The 20,466-nt window shown below is 35.3% G+C and carries 15 protein-coding genes; 11 read left to right on the top strand and 4 right to left on the bottom strand.

Annotation, left to right across the window (positions count from 1 at the left end; translation table 11 throughout):
• Positions 1 to 6 precede the first annotated feature (6 nt).
• The 4 genes from H8700_RS01785 to H8700_RS01770 are packed head-to-tail and all read left to right on the top strand — an operon-like array spanning position 7 to position 6,712.
• On the top strand, positions 7 to 4,281 hold the full coding sequence (locus tag H8700_RS01785; protein ID WP_249302613.1) for a non-ribosomal peptide synthetase: 4,275 nt from the start codon (positions 7 to 9) through the stop codon (positions 4,279 to 4,281).
• Between the two features lies 1 nt (position 4,282).
• On the top strand, positions 4,283 to 5,923 hold the full coding sequence (locus H8700_RS01780; protein WP_249302611.1) for an AMP-binding protein: 1,641 nt from the start codon (positions 4,283 to 4,285) through the stop codon (positions 5,921 to 5,923).
• The gene (locus H8700_RS01775) at positions 5,920 to 6,144 is read left to right on the top strand and encodes an acyl carrier protein (RefSeq protein WP_249302608.1); all 225 of its coding nucleotides are present in this window, start codon (positions 5,920 to 5,922) and stop codon (positions 6,142 to 6,144) included. The genes H8700_RS01780 and H8700_RS01775 overlap by 4 nt, the downstream gene beginning before the upstream one ends.
• The gene (locus H8700_RS01770) at positions 6,137 to 6,712 is read left to right on the top strand and encodes a 4'-phosphopantetheinyl transferase family protein (RefSeq protein WP_249302606.1); all 576 of its coding nucleotides are present in this window, start codon (positions 6,137 to 6,139) and stop codon (positions 6,710 to 6,712) included. Before H8700_RS01775 ends, H8700_RS01770 begins: the two co-directional genes overlap by 8 nt.
• A gap of 156 nt (positions 6,713 to 6,868) precedes the next feature.
• On the opposite strand, the gene H8700_RS01765 is transcribed toward H8700_RS01770, so the two are convergent.
• Entirely contained in the window at positions 6,869 to 8,128 is a 1,260-nt protein-coding gene (locus H8700_RS01765; RefSeq protein ID WP_249302605.1) for a Glu/Leu/Phe/Val family dehydrogenase, read from the bottom strand.
• A gap of 536 nt (positions 8,129 to 8,664) precedes the next feature.
• Here H8700_RS01765 and H8700_RS01760 point away from each other — a divergent pair.
• The 6 genes from H8700_RS01760 (at position 8,665) to H8700_RS01735 (ending at position 15,935) form a co-directional block, all read left to right on the top strand.
• The gene (locus H8700_RS01760; protein ID WP_334299637.1) at positions 8,665 to 9,096 is read left to right on the top strand and encodes an Lrp/AsnC family transcriptional regulator; all 432 of its coding nucleotides are present in this window, start codon (positions 8,665 to 8,667) and stop codon (positions 9,094 to 9,096) included.
• A gap of 433 nt (positions 9,097 to 9,529) precedes the next feature.
• Positions 9,530 to 11,263 (top strand): Ig-like domain-containing protein, encoded by a 1,734-nt coding sequence (locus H8700_RS01755; protein ID WP_249302603.1) that lies wholly within the window; start codon positions 9,530 to 9,532, stop codon positions 11,261 to 11,263.
• 380 nt (positions 11,264 to 11,643) lie between these two features.
• Positions 11,644 to 12,678, top strand: coding sequence for a hypothetical protein (locus tag H8700_RS01750; RefSeq protein ID WP_249302601.1), 1,035 nt, complete (start codon positions 11,644 to 11,646; stop codon positions 12,676 to 12,678).
• Positions 12,679 to 12,858: 180 nt separating this feature from the next.
• Positions 12,859 to 13,413: a YARHG domain-containing protein gene (locus tag H8700_RS01745; RefSeq protein ID WP_249302600.1), complete on the top strand. Its 555-nt coding sequence runs from the start codon at positions 12,859 to 12,861 to the stop codon at positions 13,411 to 13,413.
• A gap of 12 nt (positions 13,414 to 13,425) precedes the next feature.
• On the top strand, positions 13,426 to 14,901 hold the full coding sequence (locus H8700_RS01740; protein ID WP_249302599.1) for a zinc-ribbon domain-containing protein: 1,476 nt from the start codon (positions 13,426 to 13,428) through the stop codon (positions 14,899 to 14,901).
• Between the two features lie 32 nt (positions 14,902 to 14,933).
• Positions 14,934 to 15,935: a hypothetical protein gene (locus H8700_RS01735; protein WP_249302598.1), complete on the top strand. Its 1,002-nt coding sequence runs from the start codon at positions 14,934 to 14,936 to the stop codon at positions 15,933 to 15,935.
• A gap of 164 nt (positions 15,936 to 16,099) precedes the next feature.
• Here the strand turns inward: H8700_RS01735 and H8700_RS01730 are convergent, their stop codons facing one another.
• Positions 16,100 to 16,687, bottom strand: a complete 588-nt coding sequence (locus H8700_RS01730) for an NADH peroxidase (protein ID WP_022142484.1) — start codon at positions 16,685 to 16,687, stop codon at positions 16,100 to 16,102.
• 270 nt (positions 16,688 to 16,957) lie between these two features.
• Positions 16,958 to 17,344, bottom strand: a complete 387-nt coding sequence (locus H8700_RS01725; RefSeq protein WP_022142485.1) for a Fur family transcriptional regulator — start codon at positions 17,342 to 17,344, stop codon at positions 16,958 to 16,960.
• 217 nt (positions 17,345 to 17,561) lie between these two features.
• On the opposite strand from H8700_RS01725, the gene H8700_RS01720 reads away from it, so the two are divergent.
• The gene (locus tag H8700_RS01720) at positions 17,562 to 18,830 is read left to right on the top strand and encodes a chloride channel protein (protein ID WP_249302597.1); all 1,269 of its coding nucleotides are present in this window, start codon (positions 17,562 to 17,564) and stop codon (positions 18,828 to 18,830) included.
• Between the two features lie 109 nt (positions 18,831 to 18,939).
• Here H8700_RS01720 and H8700_RS01715 read toward each other — a convergent pair whose 3' ends face one another.
• Positions 18,940 to 20,424, bottom strand: a complete 1,485-nt coding sequence (locus tag H8700_RS01715) for a TRM11 family SAM-dependent methyltransferase (protein WP_249302596.1) — start codon at positions 20,422 to 20,424, stop codon at positions 18,940 to 18,942.
• Between the last annotated feature and the right edge of the window lie 42 nt (positions 20,425 to 20,466).

Genomic DNA, 20,466 nt, shown 5'->3' with positions numbered 1-20,466 from the left:
AGACGGATGAAACAATATCATTTAAGTGTACCACAGCAAAATATTTGGAATCTTCAAAAATTTTATAGTGAGACAGCAATTGGAAATCAATGCGGTGCCATATTATATAATGAAAAGAAAAATACGGAATTGTTGAAAAAAGCAATTTATAAATTTATAAAAAGTCAAAGTGGTATGAGATTATTTTTCATAGAAAAAGATGAGCCCATGCAATGTATATCTCAGGAAATTTGTGAAGATATTCCGGTGAAAAAATTTGTTTCAATGGAGCACTTTGAAGAATACGCAAAAGAATTTGCAAAAAATCCAGTGGGACTTTATGCAAAGAAAATGTATCGTTTTGTCATTTTTGAGGTGCAAGATCGAAGTGGTGTATTAGTGACGTTAAGCCACTTAATATCTGATGCATGGAGTTTTAGTCTTATGGCAAATCAGGTTGATGTAGTATATCATAATTTAGAACAGGGAAAGGATGAAATATTAGATATTGCAGATTATATGGATTATATATGTGCAGAAGATGAATATTTCAAATCGGATCGCTTCAAAAAAGATAAATTATATTGGGATGAAAAGTATCGCTATCAGCCAGAAAAAAGTATAATTAAAATATGTTCAAATAAGAAGAACAGTATTGAAGCTAAAAGGGTGACAAAATCAGTACCAATGGAAATTGAGAAGAAATTAGAAAACTATTGTAAATTATATAATACAACACCAGCAGTTCTTTTTGAAGCAGCACTTATAATTTATTTGTCACGTATAAATTATGATAATGAATCTGTAACAATAGGAATTCCAGTATTAAATCGAAAAAATATTTATGAAAAAAAGATCGCAGGGATGTTTGTTTCAACAATGCCATTTACTATTTATGTAGACAAAAGTATGCTGATATCTAGCTTAATACATGAAATAACAAAGGGACATATGGATATGTTTAGACACCAAAAATATCCTTATAGCAATATTTTAAAATCTTTACGAGAAAGACAAAATTTTGAAGGAAACTTATATGATGTAATGATAAGTTATCAAAATGCAAAAACGAATACAAAAGCCGAAACAAGATGGTATAGCAATGGATGCAGCGAGATTCCACTTGTGATTCATATTGATAACCGAGATACTAAAAATAGTCATACAATAAATTTTGATTATCAGACAGCAGTTTTTTCTGATGAAAAAGAAGTCATTATGCTGTTTGATAGGTTAATGTTTATATTAGATCAAATAGTGGATGACAAGAATGGGAAGATTAAAGAAATAAGGATTATTCCTTACAGAGAAAACAAATCTATAATAGAAAAATTTAATGATACACATATGTCATATACAGATGAAAAGTGTATTCATGAATTATTTAGAGAACAGGCCAAAAAAACGCCAAACAATATTGCATTAGTTGAGAATGATAGACAGTATACTTATAAACAATTGGATTTTTTAACTGACAAGTTGGCATATATATTAAGAAAAAAAGGTGTTAAAAATAATGAGGTTGTTCCTATTATCGCAAAAAAAAGCTGGCAGGCAGTAGTCGCAATAATATCCATTTTAAAAGCAGGTGGAGCATATATGCCTGTTGATCCTACATATCCATTTGAGAGAATTCAGTTTATTGTAAGAAGTGCAAGGAGTAAAGTGGCATGTGTGTTGGATTATTTTGAAAAAATACAGGATGTTGATTATATAGATTTGAAAAAAGATCTGGAAAAGATTTCAAACAATAATTTGAAGGCTCCAATTATAAGTAATCTTAATGAAATGTCAAACTTGTGTTATATAATCTTTACATCAGGATCAAGTGGTCAACCCAAGGGAGTAATGATAACACATAGAAATTTGTATAACTATGTAAAAACAGTAATGAATACCTATAAAATTAGTCATTTCAATATGTCGTTTATTACTAGCTTATATGTGGATTTATCAATTACAGTTACATTTTTACCATTGCTTACAGGCAGTACATTAGAAGTTGTAAATCAAGATCTTATGAATGGATTAAAATATATTATTAATAAATCAGATGATTTATATAAACTCACACCAACACATGTAGATATGTTGCAGGAAATGCAATTGGAATTACCAAAAAATGCTACATTTATTTTAGGTGGAGAAGCAATTAAACTCAAAAATATTGAATATATTTGTAAAAATGCAAGATTGCTGGATGAATACGGTCCTACAGAAATTACAGTAGGTTGCTGTATTAAAATGTATGAGAGAGGAATGAAAGAATACAATATTACAATTGGAGAACCAATTGCTAATAGTCAAATTTACATCCTTGATAAAAATGGAGATCCATTACCGATAGGTGTAGCAGGGGAATTGTGTGTAGCAGGGGAAGGAGTGAGTAGAGGATATATTGGTTGTCCGGAACTTACGGCAGAAAAATTTGTTTCTAATCCATATGCTACAGTAGAGAATATGCATGGAAAAATAATATATCATACAGGTGATTTAGCACGTTGGAGAATAGATGGAGAAATTGAATATTTAGGTAGAATTGATGCACAAGTAAAAATACGTGGATTAAGAATAGAGCTCGGCGAAATAGAAAGTGTAATGTCTAGGAATGAGGGGATTTATCAAGTTGCTGTTGCTGACAAAACAGATGAAAACGGTAGACAATATTTAGTTGGTTATTATACGTCTGATGATAAAATAGACGAGAATCGGATAAGAAATAATCTTTTGACATCACTTCCACAGTATATGGTTCCAAATTATTTTATGAGATTGAATGAGATGCCAATGACACGGAGTGGAAAAGTGGATCGTAAAAATTTACCATTACCACTATTTTCAAATACAAATATATATGTAACACCGTCAAATCCGGTAGAAGAAAAACTATGTCACATATTAGAAAAATTGTTACATATGGATAGAATTGGTATTAATGATAATTTTTTTGAAGTTGGTGGGGACAGTCTGACCGCTATTCAGTATGTTACGAAAGCACATAGCATGGGAATTAAAATTGATTTACAAAATGTGTTTGATTATCCTACAATAAAGGCTTTAAATGATTTTTTACAAGATAAATCAAAGTTAAAGGTGCAGTATCAAGAAGCAGAATTAAAAAAATATAAGGGTATTTTTGGGAGAAACGTTATAGTAAAGGAAGAAAGATTTGAAAAAAAGTCACTTGGAAATATACTTCTTACAGGTGCTACAGGATTTCTTGGTGCTCATGTACTCAATGAATTAATGCAAAAAGAGAATGGAAAAATATATTGTTTAATTAGAAGTCAAAAAGCAGATGACAGGAGAGGAAGATTAAGCAAAATTCTTAAATATTACTTTGGAGACAAGTATGATTCTGAGATAAATAAGAGAATTATTCCAATTGTTGGAGATATAGAAAAGGAAGGACTGTCTTATGATATGCCTACAGATGTGCAGACTGTCATACATACAGCTGCTAGTGTAAAGCATTATGGTTCATATGAATACTTTTATAAAGTAAATACGGAAGGAACGAAACATGCAGTAGAATATGCACAAAAAATTAAAGCAAAGTTTATTCATATATCAACTTTAAGTGTTAGTGGTAACAGTATGGCAGACGATTTTACGATATATCGTTCTAATAAAGAAAAAAATTTTAATGAGACGTCTTTTTATATCGGACAATCTTTGGATAATGTGTATATTCGCAGTAAATTTGAAGCAGAAAGAAAAGTATATGATGCAATGCTAAATGGTTTGGATGCAAAAATAATTAGAGTAGGAAATCTTACAAATCGTGTATGTGATTATAAATTTCAGCCTAACTATGAATCAAATGCTTTTCTTACTAGAATAAAGGCAATTTTGGAATTTGGTTTATTCCCAGAGTATCTTATGAGTTTATATACAGAATTTTCACCAATTGATAAGACAGCAGAAGGAATTGTAAAGATTGCTCAGTATGCAAACAGGCAATGTGTATTTCATCTAAATAGTAATAAGGTTATATATTTTGATCGTTTTCTTGAAATAGCCAATAAACTTGGAATATCTATGAAAGTTGTAAATGGGGGAGAGTTTAACAAAGCCCTTCAGGAGACAGCTAAGCAAGATAGTACAGAATATATTTATGAAGCATTCCAAAATGATATAGACGAACAGGGATACCTTGTATATGATAGCAATATCCATATTGAAAATAATTTCACTCTATGTTTTTTAAAGAAGGTAGGATTTGAGTGGAATGAAACAGACATACGGTATATCAGTGGGTATATAGACTATTTCAGGAAAATAGGATACTTGGAGGTGTAGCATGAAATATAAACCATATGATTTATATGAACTTCCTAAAATTAATGATTTAAAGGATATGCTATTCCAAAAGAAAAAGATGAGTCCGGATAAGATAGCGTTTACGTTTTCAAAAGGGAAAAATATTGTTTCAAAAACATATACAAAAGTTTTTGATGATGTAAATTCATTTGGAACATGGTTATATGAAAAAAAGCATATTGGAAAACATATCGCAATTATTGGAGAAAATTCATATGAATGGCTTATGACTTTTTTTGCAGTTACATGTGGTGGAAATGTGGTAGTTCCAATTGATAAGGAGCTGCCGGAAAATGAAATTGCAAGATTGCTTGAAACGGTTGATGTAGAGATTATATTTTTCTCAAAGTCATATCGGCAATTGGTTACAAATGTAGTGGAATTATTGAAAAAAAAGATTACTATATATTGTATGGCTGATATGCAAAATTATATAGAAATTGGAAAAGAACAGTTTACATCATGGAAAAATGCATTTTCAAATTATAAAATTGATAGTAAACAGTTATGTTGCATAATGTTTACATCGGGAACTTCTGGAAATAGTAAGGGGGTCATGCTAAGTCATGAAAATATTGTAGAGGATATCAATAACAGTTGTAAACTATTTATTCTGGAGGGAAATACAATTGCTGTCTTACCATTTCATCATGCTTTTGGGTTAGTGGTTGCAGTTTTAATGGCCTTTAATTATGGTCATACAATTTATATCAATAAAAGCTTAAAAACAATTCAAAAGGATTTACAAATTGCAAAACCGCAGACAATGTTTTTGGTTCCGTTATTTGTGGAAATGTTTCATAAGCAGATATGGATAACTGCCAAAAAAGAAAGTAAAGAAAAATCACTTCAAAGAATGATGAAACTCAGTGATTTTTTGTTGAAATTTGGAATTGATGTGAGAAAAAAAGTGTTTGCACATATAAGGAATGTCTTTGGTGGTGCAATAGAGTATATTATATGTGGTGGTGCACCACTTGGTATACAGTATGTGAAAGAATTTAGGAGCTTTGGAATTGAAATACTTAATGGATACGGAACTACAGAATGTTCTCCTTGTGTTGCAGTAAACAGAAATCTTTATCATAAAGACGGAACTGTTGGTGTTGTAGTGCCTGGTATTGATGTGAAGATCAGTAATTCTAGAGAAGTGTTAGTAAAAGGTTCAATAGTTATGCTGGGTTATTATAATGCTGCTGACTCAAATAAGGAAGTCTTTAGGGATGGCTGGTATAAAACAGGGGACTTAGGATATTTGGATGATGATGGTTTTCTTACTTTAACAGGACGATGCAAAAATTTAATTATTTTAAGTAATGGAGAAAATGTATCACCTGAAGAACTGGAAGCTGATTTTTTGGAATATGATGAAATACAAGAAGTGCTTGTATATGAGGAAGATGGGATGATAATAGCAGAAATTTATCCTAATGAAGAATGCCTGGTAAAGAAGGCTGAATTGGAATTTTTGCAAGAACATTTTGATAATATCTGCAGAGAGATAAATAGTAAACGACCATTATATAAACAGGTAAAAAAGATAAAGCTACGAAATTCTGAATTTGAAAAAAATACAAGTAGAAAAATATTAAGATATAAAAGAAAGGAAAATACTAAATGATAGAAAAAGTAATTGATATATTAGTTGATTATACAATATTGGAAAAGAACAACATTACAGAACAATCAAAACTTGTGATTGATTTAGGATTAAGCTCTTTGGATGTTATAAATGTGGTGGTGGCATTTGAAGAGGAATTTGATATAGAAATACCAGATCAGAAAATAAAGGAACTGAATACAGTGGGAGATATTGTAGAATATATTGAGCAGAATGTATAAAACATATTTATTTCAACAGGAAGAATTTGTAAAAGATGATTTTGTAAAACAGTTGCTTACTTTATTGCCGATGGAAAGAAAAGAAAAAGCATTGCGATATCGTAATTTAATTGATAGGAACAATTGTGTAATTTCATATATTATGTTGAAAATTGCATTGAAAGAATGTTTTGGAATAACAAAGTTTACTATGAAATATGATGAGAATGGTAAACCATATTTGTTAGAATATCCGGATATCTTTTTTAGCATTAGTCATTGTGTATACGGATGTGTTGTTGCAGTAGCTGATGAATTAATAGGAGTTGATATTCAAAATGTAATTCCATTTTCTTATAATGTTGCTGAAAGAGTATGTTGTTCTGAAGAATTAAATGTATTGACTAATAGTAGAAATCAAACAATAGATTTTATTCGTATGTGGACAATAAAGGAAAGTTATTTGAAAATGATTGGAGAAGGTATTGTTGGCGATCTGAAATCAGTTAATACATTAGAAATGAGTTCGAGTTCGACTGAAATTGTTTTTAGTAAAAATATTATTATAGTTGTGTGCAGAAAAAAATGATTGTTTGAAAGTGATGATAGTAAATGGATTGCCACAATTAATGAACAGTTAGAAGAATAACACACTGCCTCTATCACTCTCCGGCAACCAACACCAAAGAGCAGCAGGGGCAGTGGGCATAGGCAAAAATATGTATTTATGATAGAATCCACAGAATCACGGGAAGATTCCTTTGATATTTTCGGCATAGACTAACTTTCGCAATGCCACGATATAAGCTGCCATACGGCAGGTACAGCTGCATTCTTCTACGACATCCATAATGTCTTCGAAAGACTTTTTCATCAGGTTTTCTAACATTTCATTTACCTGATTGCGTTCCCAGGTCAGTTCCTGAATATTCTGAACCCATTCAAAGTAAGATACGATAACACCACCACTGTTTGCAAAAATGTCGGGAACGACGGTAATGCCACGTTTTTCAAGAATCGCATCGGCTTCCTCTGTAGTTGGTCCATTGGCAGCTTCTACGATAATAGAACATTTCAGATCATTGGCATTGTCTGCCGTGATCTGGTTCTCAAGGGCGGCAGGAACCAGAACATCACAGTCGCAGGCAAGCACTTCTTCATTTGAAATATGGGAAACACCATCTGCATTGTAATCTTTCAGGAGTTTTCCGGTATCTTCCATAAAGTCACAGATTGCATCAATATTTAATCCGTCTGCACAATATAATCCACCGGAAATGTCGCTGATCGCTACAACACAGGCATTTCTGTGATAGAAAATCTTTGCGGCATTGCTTCCGACATTACCCATACCCTGAATGGCTACTCTGGTGTTGGCAAGTGTCTTATCTTTCTTTTTCAAAATGAGTTTGGTGCTGATCACAACACCACGGCCGGTTGCGGAATTTCTTCCGCGTGAGCCTCCAAGCTCAACCGGTTTGCCGGTTACGACACCTGGACAAGGTTTTCCTTTTAACTGGCTGTAAGTATCCAGTACCCATGCCATGGTTTGGGCGTTGGTATTGACATCGGGTGCCGGAATATCAGTATCTGCACCGATAATAGGTGCGATAGCGAACGTATAACGTCTTGTGAGGTTGCGAAGCTCTCTTTTTGATAAAGTAGACGGATCGACTTTGATACCACCTTTTGCACCACCATATGGAATATTTGCTACGGCACATTTGAGTGACATCCAGGTTGCTAAAGCCTTGACTTCAGACAAGGTACAATCCTGGTGATAGCGGATACCACCTTTGAAAGGTCCTCTGATATTGGAATGCTGTACACGATAGCCTTCAAATACTTTGACTGTGCCATCGTCCATTTCTACCGGAAGGTAAACTTTTGTTTCTCTTTGCGGGTTTTTGATGATCTCAAACATTGTTGTATCAATATGCCCGATTTCCATTGCTTTGGTCATAACGTCTTGAACGTTTTTAAATGGATCATATGTTTTCGCCATAAGAACTCTCCTTATTATGTAAAAAATGTTATGTGAAAAGTAGTGGAGTGCTTAAAAGCAAGTCGCTGGCTTTTCTAGAAACTGCATTTCCGGAAAATGTATACATGTATTTTTGCATGTCGCAATCATATTTCTTTTTGGAAAAATGGTCAATAGTTTTTGAAACAGAACGAGAATATTTATTTTATTAAATGAAAATGGTTAAAAATAATATGTAAATACGAAAATTAGTTAATAATATTAAGTTAAAATCTTTTGCTAAGTTGACACAGCAGAAAGGAAGTGCTATTTTGATAATGGAGAGAAAAATGGTCAGTAAAAGTAAAAAGAAACAAGAATGCTGTATCGGATATAAAAAGAAAAACAGCAGGAACTATCGGAAAACAATAAAATGCAATACTCTGTGTTTCTATAAGAGGAAAAATACAGGGGAAGCAATATAAAATAGTAACAGACAACAACAGCCAAAAGAAAGGCAGAGGGCTTTTTGGCAGCAGGACAGACAGAAATGAGGGATTACTATGAAAAATAACGAATTGGATCACATTGACAGAGAAATACTCAAAATGCTTCAGGAGAATGCAAGAATGTCTTTAAAAGATATTGCAAAACAGGTCTTTTTATCTTCTCCGGCGGTATCCGTACGAATTGATAATCTGGTAGAAAGTGGATATATTGAAGGTTTTCATGCACAGATCAATACAGAGAAGATGGGATATCATATCAAGGCTTTTATCAATCTCGAAGTGTCACCGGTGGATAAGAAAGATTTCTATCCTTATATAAAGAGCTGTAAGAATGTAGTGGAGTGTAACTGTGTGACGGGAGATTATTCTATGCTTTTGGAGGTGCTTTTTCCAAGTACCGATGAACTGGATCAATTCATTGGTGAGTTACAGGAGTATGGACGTACAAAGACGCTGATTGTCTTTTCGACATCCGTGGAACACAGAGGATTGCAAATCTGATCCGGTACGGCAAAAAGTATTTGTAATATGCTATCGGAATTGCAAATGGTTTCATAGAGCAATTTTTTATTGCATTTGCACCAATGAATTTAACATAGAATTGACAAGAAGATTACTCATTTCTGACATACGAAAAGAGTAGTCTTCTTTTTATACAGTGAGAATAGACAGAGTCTTCTTTTGATAAGAATTGTGGGAACAAAATAAATCAGAAAGAGGGTGATATCTGCCGGTCAGAAAAGGATTGGCATTCTATTCTTATAAATGATGGCATTATTTAGATAAATTGCACACTGAAAATATTAACAAGATATAAAAGAATATTAATATAATAGAAACAAAATAGGGTTGTTTTTTTATATTTTTAGTGCTATCATCACTTTGTACTGTAAATTTGAATTGAATGAGTTTATCTCAGGAAAGGAAGAAGAAAATGAAAATAGCAGGAAAGAAACTTGGTATTGCTGCTTCTCTTTTCGCTGCAAGTATGATGCTTTGTGTTGCACCGGCTGATGCTAAGACAATCAAAGCAAAGAGCTTGAAGCTTACAAAGAAGTCAGTATCCGTAACAGTAGGTAAGACAGTTAAATTAAAATCAAAGGTAAAAGTAAAACCGGCAAAGGCTAAATTAAAGTGGTCTTCTAACAAGAAAAAAATTGCAACGGTTACCAGTAAAGGTGTTGTAAAAGGTAAAAAAGCAGGTACAGCTAAGATTACTGTAAAGTCAGGTAAGAAATCAGCTAAATTTAAAGTAAAAGTTAAGAAAGCCCCTGTAAAAGTTGCCGTATCTAATGTAGAAGTTCTGACATCTAAGACAGTTCGTGTGACTTTGAACAAAGCACAGAAGGTAGCTGCTTCTAAGTTCTCTATCTACAGAAAAGCAGATAGTAACGGTACAGCTCAGAAGAAATTAAGTATTGCAAAAGTTAATAATACAGCAAATAAGACATATGAGCTTGTACTTTCAGAAGTTCTTGATGATAATGACAATGATAAGAACTGCATCAATGATGGCGATTTTGTTCAGGTTACTGTAGCAGGTCTTGCAGGAACGAAGACAAAGACAGCTAAGTATGTATATTGTACTACACCAAGAGACAATTATGTGACAGGTCTTGTTGATGAAAGATTCTCATCATCTGTTTACTTTGGTGATTATACAACAGGTTATTCATCATTTACAATTGGAGCACTTCCTGCAGGTTTAAAAGCTACAGTAAATGATTATTCTGTATCAATTACCGGTGTTCCTACAGGTGTTTGCAGTGACTTCAAGACTGTGATCACAGCAAAAGATGAGATGAAGAAGACAGTTTCTATTACAACTCATTTCTATATCGGTAGTGAAAATCAGATGGTAGGTTATGCGTTACCAAAGTTAGCACCTGCAGGAAAATCTGTATGGAACAGTAATCTTGTTTATGTAGGCGGTAAGGCTAGTGACAGCAAGACATTTACAACAACTCTTCAGAATGCATTAGTTACTGTAGATGCTGAAGATGGTGATGTTCGTCTCGCTGAGACAGCACCTACAGGTGTATATGATGTACCTGTTACAGTAGCTGATAAATCTGGTCACGCTATTACAATTAATGTTCAGACAAAGGTTGTTCCTTCTGTATTGATCACAGGTACTGTTAAGAATGCAGCAGGTACGATTGTAAAGAGTGCAAATGTAACAGCAGATTTCACAAAATATGATCCTGAATATGCAAACAGCGCTTCATCATTCTATGCGTCTACAGATGAAAACGGTGTATACAAATTATATGTACCGGCTTCAAAAACATATAATATTACAGCATATGAGAATAATGCAAGAAAGACAGTTTATAATACAACAGTAGGTGCTACGGGAACAGTTCCTGCAGACTTCGTATTAGACAAATTATTTGCAGTTACTACCAATGTTACAAAACAGGGTTATCTTTCATGGAAGGATTCTGTTTCAGGAGATTATTTTGACTCATATAACGGTGTACTGAACTTAAAGGCAGGTACATATAAGCTCACATCCGATGAGGTTTATGTAACAACTACAGATGCTGCAGGTAAGACTACTACAAAGAAAGAAGTTTATACATTAAATATTACTGTAACAGGTAATACACAGGCAGCAGTTATTGTTAAGAGTTCTGTAGATGTGACAGAAAATAATAAGTTGTAATATTTGCTGATAAAGAATGCTTTGAAAATAGATATGATATAAAGAATTCTTTTATCGGATGAGTGTTCAAAATGAATTAGCAGAATAGCTGTTAAGATCGACGATACGATTTTGACAGCTATTCTTAAAAAAGGATATTGACTCAGATGGACTTCGATAGCAATGTCGGAATCCGGATGAGTTCAATATTTTTTTTTTGTAAAATTCAGATATTCTCCGTTTTTTGCAGATCCTGATCTATTTTCGTAGATGTTTGACAGATACGTTTTTATTGATTATGAAAACACCTGAATCATATAAATAAATATAACTAACGTACCGATATATATAGTAGATAACTGGTAAAAGAGCAAAGGATATGCGAATTGGAGTGATCTGGTATGAATACAGATAATATCAGCAAAGGATATGCTTATACATCAACTATGACAAATGTAAGAACAGCAGTATACGGAACAGAACAACAGAATGTATCTCTTTACAGTTCTTGTGCAAATCAGCAGGAAAAAACAAAAGAAAATACAACTGTTTCGGCTGGGATTGATCTGAGTTTTTCAAAAGAAGGAAAAACTCTGCAAAAAATGGTTCGGGAAACCGGTGTATGGAAGGAAATTGCTCAACAGGAACAAGAGCAGATCAATGTAGAGGAAGAAAAAGTCGATGTAAAAGATGATCAGGAGAATCAGGCAGAAGCATTGATCAAAAGTTTAGAAGAAAAGCTACAACGTCTTCAGGAAAAGAAAAAGATTAAAAAAGAGGCAACCAATACGAAGAAAAAGGCGTTGCGTTACAGTTATAAAAAAGTATCGGGCAGCGTTATGCGTGCAAAGACATTATCACAGGCAAGCAGTGCCCTGACATCTGCAATTTCAAATCTGAATTCTTTAAAAAGAAAAAGTATGACCGGAAAATATGATGAGGATGAGATTGAGATTGCATTAAAACATGCAAAAAAGATGGTGCGTACAGCAAAAAAGAAAATGAACCATCTCAAATATGAACAAAAACAGGATCAGAGTGATGACGCTTATGTGGGCAATAAAAAGAAAGAAATGACACAATCTGTTACAACAAAAAAGCAGGATAATGAAGATGTACAGCAGCAGATCAGATTGTTAGAAGATCAGCTTGAAAGCGTCAAGAAGCAAAGATCAAAAGGTAACCGGAAGGATGAAAATATTGATATTATGAATTCAGATATGGAATATCTGCGGAAGAAGATCGAATTGTTAAAAGCCGGTAAAGGGGATTTCGCAATTATGATGGGGAATAACGGTTCAAATGCGGCAGAGGGTGTTTCGAATGCAATCGCAATGTCTGCTGATACGCAGATTAAAAGTCAAGCATTAGAAGCTTCTACGCAAGGAACAACAGATGTAGTCAGTGCTTCGGGTGCAATTGATATCATGTTATGATCATTTTAAAATACAAGTGTAGTATATTAAAAATGTGTTGTTCCAAAGTTTTTGCCGTTCATAAATTTATCGTCCGATTATGACAAAATATTGTGTTTTTTCGACAAATATTTATTTCTTAAGTTATTCTATGGTTAAATAAATTGAAAGTTTTCCAAAAGCTTATAAAGGAGGAGGAATATGGAGCAGTTTAAGAAGAATGCAGCAGTTATCGTGCTGGGTGTGATTGCCGCTGCAATGCTTATTGGTAACATTTGTTTTGTGGTATTTGCAAAATCTTCTGTAAAGAAGGCGACGATCACAAAACAGGAAGTGAAGACAGTAGCAGGAAAGGATGTCAGATACGAAGAAGATTCAGACAATTTTACGGTATCTAAATCAAGTAACATTTCTGAAAAAATGGAAAGCCCGGCAGCAGCAACACCGGAACCGGAAGCAACAGCGGATGCTTCCCAAAATAATGGTGACTATATTTTCCCTGACAGCGATTCAAGAAAGTTAAAGAAGTCAGAAGTTAAGAAATTATCAAAGAAAGAACTGCGTTATGCACGAAATGAGTTATATGCCAGACATGGTTATATTTTCGAAGATGAGGAATTAAAGAATTATTTTGAATCAAAGAGCTGGTATACACCATCTGTAGAGGGTGAAGATTTTAATGACGAAGAGTATTTTAATGAATACGAGATCGCTAACCGAAATCTGATCAAAAAGATTGAAGCTAAGAAGAAATAAGGGGGGAGAAAAATGTTTTGTCCAAAATGCGGAACACCAAATGATGAAGGAAGTAAGTTTTGTGCTAATTGTGGTGCGGCGTTAATAGCTAATACAGTTAATGGTACAGCAAATAATAATATAAACGGTACTGCGTCCGGTGGAACACCTGTAAACAAAGGTTTTAACGGAACAAATGGAATGGGTGGAACGCCTGTAAACAAAGGCTACAACGGAACAAATGGAATGGGTGGAACGCCTGTAAACAATGGCTTTAACGGAACAAATGGAATGGGTGGAATACCTGTAAATGATGGCTACAACGGTTTTAATACAGGATATGTACAGACCTCATCAACGACTTCAAAGAAAATTTCAAAACGTACCTGGATCATTGTGGCAGAGATCGCGGCAATCGTAGTTCTTGCTTTTGTTTTTCAAATGAATGCAAGAAAAGAATGTAGTCCCGAAAGCGTAGCAGAAAGATATTTTCAGACATATACGCAGGGTGATTTAAAAGATGTGTATAAGTACATAGACGCAGGAGAAGGAAACTTCCTTTGTGAAGATACTTTCGAATCTGCAGTTAATTTAGATAACAATGCAATACGGGGAGATGTTTCAAACTACAGCGTTTTTGTAAAACAGAATGATGGTTATCGTGCTAATGTACAGGTGACATATCAGACAAAGTCAAACGGAAACAGTGATCAGACAATGAGTCTGACTTTGAACAAAACCGGGAATAAGAAGTTTCTTTTCTTTGACGAATGGGCGGTTAGTAATAGCTTTTCGACAGTCAGTGACGGTTTGATCTGCGTTCCAAAGGGCAGCAAAGTAACATTAGATGGAATTGATGTAACCAAAAAAGCAAAAGCAGAGAATCGTGATGATGGTATGACGCATTATACGATTGACAAGATTTATGCGGGTAATCATGTTATTGAAGTAGAGGCAGATGGATTCCAAAGTGTAAAAGATAAAGTAGAATTTACAGATGACGATACACATTATACGGCAGACCTGAAGTTGACAGAAGATGTTGTAAAACGTATAGCAGGAGAAGCTGTTGACAATAATAAGAGGTTTATTGAAGATGCGGTCAAGCAGGAAAATGCAACAAATGTGGTTTCTAAAATAAATCCGATAGATCGTTCCGGCGTAAATTCAGATTATGATGAATTTAAGGAGTATCTGCAGGATAGCTGGTGGAATTCTAATACATTTTCTTATGAAGATACTTCTGTATCCAAAGCCGTGCTCTCTGATGTGAATGTCAGTTATGAGGCAGGAAGTACAAATGGAGACGGTGACTATGATTACATCAATGCAGAAGATACGATACTTGTAGGTTGTGTAACAATTACAGAGCATATGAAGGGCAGTTATACACAAAGTGATATGACTGATCGAAATGCTATCATCACTCAGAAGTTTTATTATGGAATAAAAGATGGAGGGATTTCTTTATACTCTGTCAGCACATTACATGAGACACAATATGAATAAAATAAAAAACAATCAACAGGAGGAGAAAGAGTATGGCTTTTTGTACAAATTGTGGTAGAAAATTAAATCCGGGAGAAATCTGTATCTGTCAGCAGCAAAAAGGAGCTGTGAATGGACCGGGAGCAGGACAGCAGATACCGGGCGGTCAGATGCACCAGCCGGGAATGGGACAGCAGATACCGGGCGGTCAGATGCACCAGCCGGGAATGGGACAGCAGATACCGGGCGGTCAGATGCATCAGCCGGGAATGGGACAGCAGATACCATATAATCAGGGCATGCCAAACCAGCAGATGTATTATCAGAAGCCTAAGCCGAAGTTGAATTTTGATATTCAGGCAATGGCGATGAATTTTCTTCAGATCTTATTAAAACCAAAGAGTGTCGGAAGAGCTTTTGTAAAAGAAGCGAATATCATTACAGCATTTATCTTTATTGCACTCCAGGCGATCTGTTCGGGATTGTTTGCCGTAATCTTTTTTGGAAAGATCAATAGTTTAGCTAAGACTCAGGTGCTTACATGGAATTCTGATTATTTAAACATGTTCGATCTATATAAGTTCCCATTGTTCAAAGACTTTTTCATTACGGTTATCGCATCTGTTGTATTGACTTGCATTGTTGCTTTGGTTGCATGGGGAATGACAAGTGCTTTTAAAGGTAAGACCACTTTTATAGAAGCAATCAGTGCGTCAGCAGTCAGATGTGTTGCAAAGACACCGGTTATTCTGGTTGCATTATTACTGGGTCTGATCAATATTGGATTAGGAATGCTCTTTTTTATGCTTAGTGCAATTGTGGGACTTTGTTATTCCTGCATGGTAGTACCAACCGGTGTTGGAGCGGATGGAGATAAGACAGTATTTATTGTATTGGTAGTTTGCATTGCGTCATTACTTTGTATGTTCATTTTCTTCCGCTATATGTCAGTAAATTATTTTTCATCTGCATTACAGACATCTGTTTCTAAGGCGATTTCAGAGTTACAGAATGCGAAGAATGATCTTTCAAAGGTTCTGACACAGTTCTTCTAAACAACCATTGGCAAAGGCAAGCAGTAACGCTCTATATGTTAAATGGTAATCATAGCATGGGACACAGAGTAAGAAAAGTTAAAAAACAGCATAAAAAGAGGAAACCGCATCTGCGATTTCCTCTTTTTAAAATCATATTTTGTGCAATTCCGTGTTAGAAATGATTAACCGAAATATCTCTCTAATAATCCCTTGAGGGCTTTACCATGTCTAGCCTCATCTCTAGCCATCTCATGAACAGTATCATGGATCGCATCAAGGTTATTCTTTTTAGCACATTTTGCAAGGTCTGTTTTACCTGCTGTAGCACCGAATTCACAATCAACTCTCCAAGCAAGGTTTTCCTTTGTAGATGCTTTCATGTTAGATTCTAAGTCAGAACCAAGTAATTCAGCGAATTTTGCTGCATGCTCAGCTTCTTCATAAGCTGCTTTCTCCCAGTAAAGACCGATTTCCGGATATCCTTCACGATGTGCAATACGAGCCATGCAAAGGTACATACCAACCTCAGAACATTCACCATCAAAGTTTGCTTTTAACTGATCAAACAGGAATTTCTTGTCTTCGTCGCTGATGTTAGGATTGTTCTTAACAGTAGAACCATATACACCAAACTCATGCTCAGCGGCAAGTGTAAGCTCACCCTCTACTTCCTTAAACTGATCAGCACCTGCATGACAGACCGGACATTCTTCCGGTGCACTGTCTCCTTCATAAACATAACCACATACAGAACATACATACTTAGCCATAATAATAATCTCCTTTTCTTTTTGTGTTTTGTTATTTACATTATCAAGATAAATACAAGATATATACTTTTCTAAAATATGAAGAAAGTACTCTCTTTCATCTTGAGAAAACTGTACCAATAAATAATCATATGATAGAGTGTATCTAAATGATGATTTATATGGTGTTTGATTAACTTGTTATATCTTATTAACAGTAATGATTACTGTTAATGACTACATTTTAACATGATTTTTAATAATGTCAATAGCTTTTTTTAAAAAATCTGATTATTTTTCTAAACAATCTTTACAGATTCCGCGAAAATATATAATGTGATCATCAATACGACCATCAAATCCGGCAGCAGCGATAAGATCAATATGATCGATCTTATCCATTTTCAGGTCTATGATCCGTCCGCAGGATTTACAAAAGAAATGATTGTGTGGATGGGTATTGCCATCAAAGTGGTCAAAGCCGTCACCGCAGTCAAGCCGCAAAGCTTCGTCGTGTTCTACGAGAAAATTCAGATTACGGTAAACCGTTCCAAGACTGATATTTGGAAAATCTTTTTTTATATTCTCATATACAACTTCTGCTGTCGGATGTGCGGTGGTAGACATCAAATATGCTTTAATGGCATCTCGTTGTTTACTTCTTCGTATTGCAGCCATAATCCACCTCCTTAAATAGTAACCATTACTATTATAACAGCATTTGAAGAGGAAAGTCAATGGTGACTTTTATAATTTACAAGACTTGCCCACTTCCGGTAAAGTCGTTATAATAGGTTCATACAAAAATAGGTCTGTGTCAGGTCATTGCAACAGCGTGGTTATCAGGATATGACTAGGCATTGAAACCAAAAAAGGAAAGTGTGAGAAGAACAAAATGAAGCGGATTGAGATGTGTAAATTTTATATGGCACGATTATATAGAAATATTTTTAATTTTGTAAAGTGGGTGATCGTATCCAGTATTGTAGGTCTGGTTGTTGGATCGTTTAGCACACTTTTTGCATATCTTCTTAGAGTTGTAACGGAAGTCAGGACACAACATCCTGAACTGATCCTGCTTTTGCCGGTGGCTGGTGTTGTGATCGTCTTTTTATACGGAATCTTTCATTATAAAAATGACAAAGGTACGAATATGGTTTTGTCAACGATCCATGCACAGACAGAATTGCCATTTAAAATGGCACCGTTGATCTTTATATCAACGATTATCACGCATCTGTTTGGCGGATCGGCAGGTCGAGAAGGAGCGGCATTGCAATTAGGAGGAAGTATCGGTAACCAGCTTGGACGTTGGCTGCGGTTTGATGAAAAGGATCGAAGAATCTTTGTAATGAGTGGAATGAGCGCAGCGTTCTCTGCCATATTTGGTACACCGATCGCAGCAGCGATCTTTGCGATGGAGGTTGTCAGTGTTGGTGTTATGTATTATGCGGCATTGGTACCATGTGTCTTTGCGGCATTGATCGCATCAAAGTTTGCAACCAATATGGGAATCAGTCCGAATGTCTTTTCTATTCATCATTTATCCGGTTTTCATCTGATTCCCAGTATTAAAGTGATCGGGCTTGCACTTTGTTGTGCAGCACTTAGTGTACTTTTTTGTGTGACACTACATTCACTTGGAGATTTTTACAGGGATAAATTAAAGAATCCTTATGTTCGTATCATTGTATCAAGTTGTGTGATTGTGCTGCTGACAATCATATTGCATACTACCGATTATATGGGAGCCGGTGTTCCGGTTATTGCAAATGCAATCAATGGGAAAGTACGACCGGAAGCGTTTCTTTTAAAGATTGTATTTACTGCATTGACATTGGAAGCGGGTTTTCGTGGTGGTGAGATTGTCCCATCTTTTTATGTGGGAGCAACCTTTGGTTGTCTTTTTGGACAGATTTGTGGAATTTCGCCATCGCTTTGTGCGGCAATCGGAATGGTGGCAGTGTTCTGTGGTGTAACAAACTGTCCTATCACATCGATGCTGATCGCTTTTGAGCTTTTTGGATATGACGCTGTGCCGTATTTCCTGATCGCGATCAGTGTAAGTTATCTGATGTCCGGATATTATGGATTGTATCATGACCAGACGATCGTATATTCCAAATACAAAACGGAATATATCAATCGTAAGGCACGACAATAAATAAAGACAGAAAAACGATGCTATTTTTAAGTCAGAAGAGAAAAGAGTGCAACATGTTGACGTTGCACTCTTTTTTGGAACAGGAAACGATACATATAGATCTGTAGCTTTAACGGCTAAAGATCAAAAGGTCGGTTCTTGGTTTATTACGATATGGAAAGGCTGCAAGAAGTTTGTAAGAATTTTTTGCAGCTATTTTTTTTGCCTCTGTTGCGTTGTGTGTATATAGAATAACTTTGCCTTCTTTTGTTAACAGAGAAGGTATTTTTTTGAAAAATTGTTCATAGAGCTGCACAATCTCCTGTTGCGTTGTTTTACCGGCAGCAAAAGGCATATTGGTAAAGATCTCATCAAACAGATATTCATGTGTAAAGTTAAAGAAATCCTTATTGATATAATGGATGATCTGTCCGGCATTTTGCGTGTTTTCCTGTGCTTTTGCAATCGCAGTCGGATAGATGTCAATACCATAGGAAGTATTTGCTTTTTGGATCTTCTGTCGCTCGATCAGCATGGTACCGACTCCGCAGAACGGATCTAAAACCTGAGCATCTTCTGCCATATATGGCTGTGCCAATGCCGCAAGCAGGGCAGCGTCTGTCGGTTTAATACTGGCTGCGACAGATTCGGTACGATAAGAGAAACGATGATCAGGAAGTGTGAAATATTTGACCATGATGCTACAGTTGCCTTCTTCATTTTCTATGATACGAAGTTCAATCTCATAATGAGATGGCGAGTTAAGAAGCATACGGTTACTTTCAAGTTCCAATGTGCTTGCAATCTTTTTGGTCAGGTCACTTTTGAACCGGAGATCTTTATTACTTTTTAATTCGATACGGTAATAAAATGGCGTGTCTCCCTTATGATCCTGTTGCAAAAAGGTAAGAAGATCAGACTGTAACAGCATAGAGACAATGGCTTTTGCATCAAAAGAACAAGGTTTTAGCATGTCAGGTTCAAAAAGCATTTCCTGATAAGTACGAAGAGATAAAAGCGGTTCTAATGCATCTGTTACAACATGTACTCCGGCAGAAAAGACAGTCGGTTTCAGACCGAGTTCCGTAAGCTGTGTGGCTACGAAATCTGCATGGTTACGATTGGTCAAAAGGACACATTGGTGTTTGCGGTTCATTCCGGTAAAAGTATGCATCGGAATGCCTTCTTCTTCTATGATCAATTCACGTAAAAGACGGATCTCTTCTTCAATGTGTTTTTTGTTTTCCTCAGCTGTCTTTTGGGTGCAGAGCTTGTCATATTGTTTATGAAGTTTGGGAAGAAGTTCTTCGTAATCAAAGTTCTTCATGGCAGTCAGATAAGAACCTCGTACAAAGAGCGTTTCCTCTTTTTGATAAGCTGTAAAAAGCGGTTCTAGGAAATCATCCATTGCCAGATCGCCCATTAAAAGGGCGGTGTTCTTTCTGGTCTTGGCATCCTCGCTTTGAAGCAGAGGGATTAAAAGATTTGTCTGATCCCACATGATATTATACAGATCGCTAAAAGCTTCTTCGTCCTTGATCGCCTGTCTGATCTTGCTTAAAGTCTGCCGGATCTCAATGCCGTCTTTTAAGCGGGTAAGTAATGCATCTATCATATAAAGTTCTCCGTTTCTATCTTAAAATTCTGTTGTTATTGT

Source organism: Jutongia hominis (assembly GCF_014384965.1).
GTDB lineage: Bacteria > Bacillota > Clostridia > Lachnospirales > Lachnospiraceae > Butyribacter > Butyribacter hominis.
This window is presented reverse-complemented; position numbering and strand designations above follow the sequence as displayed.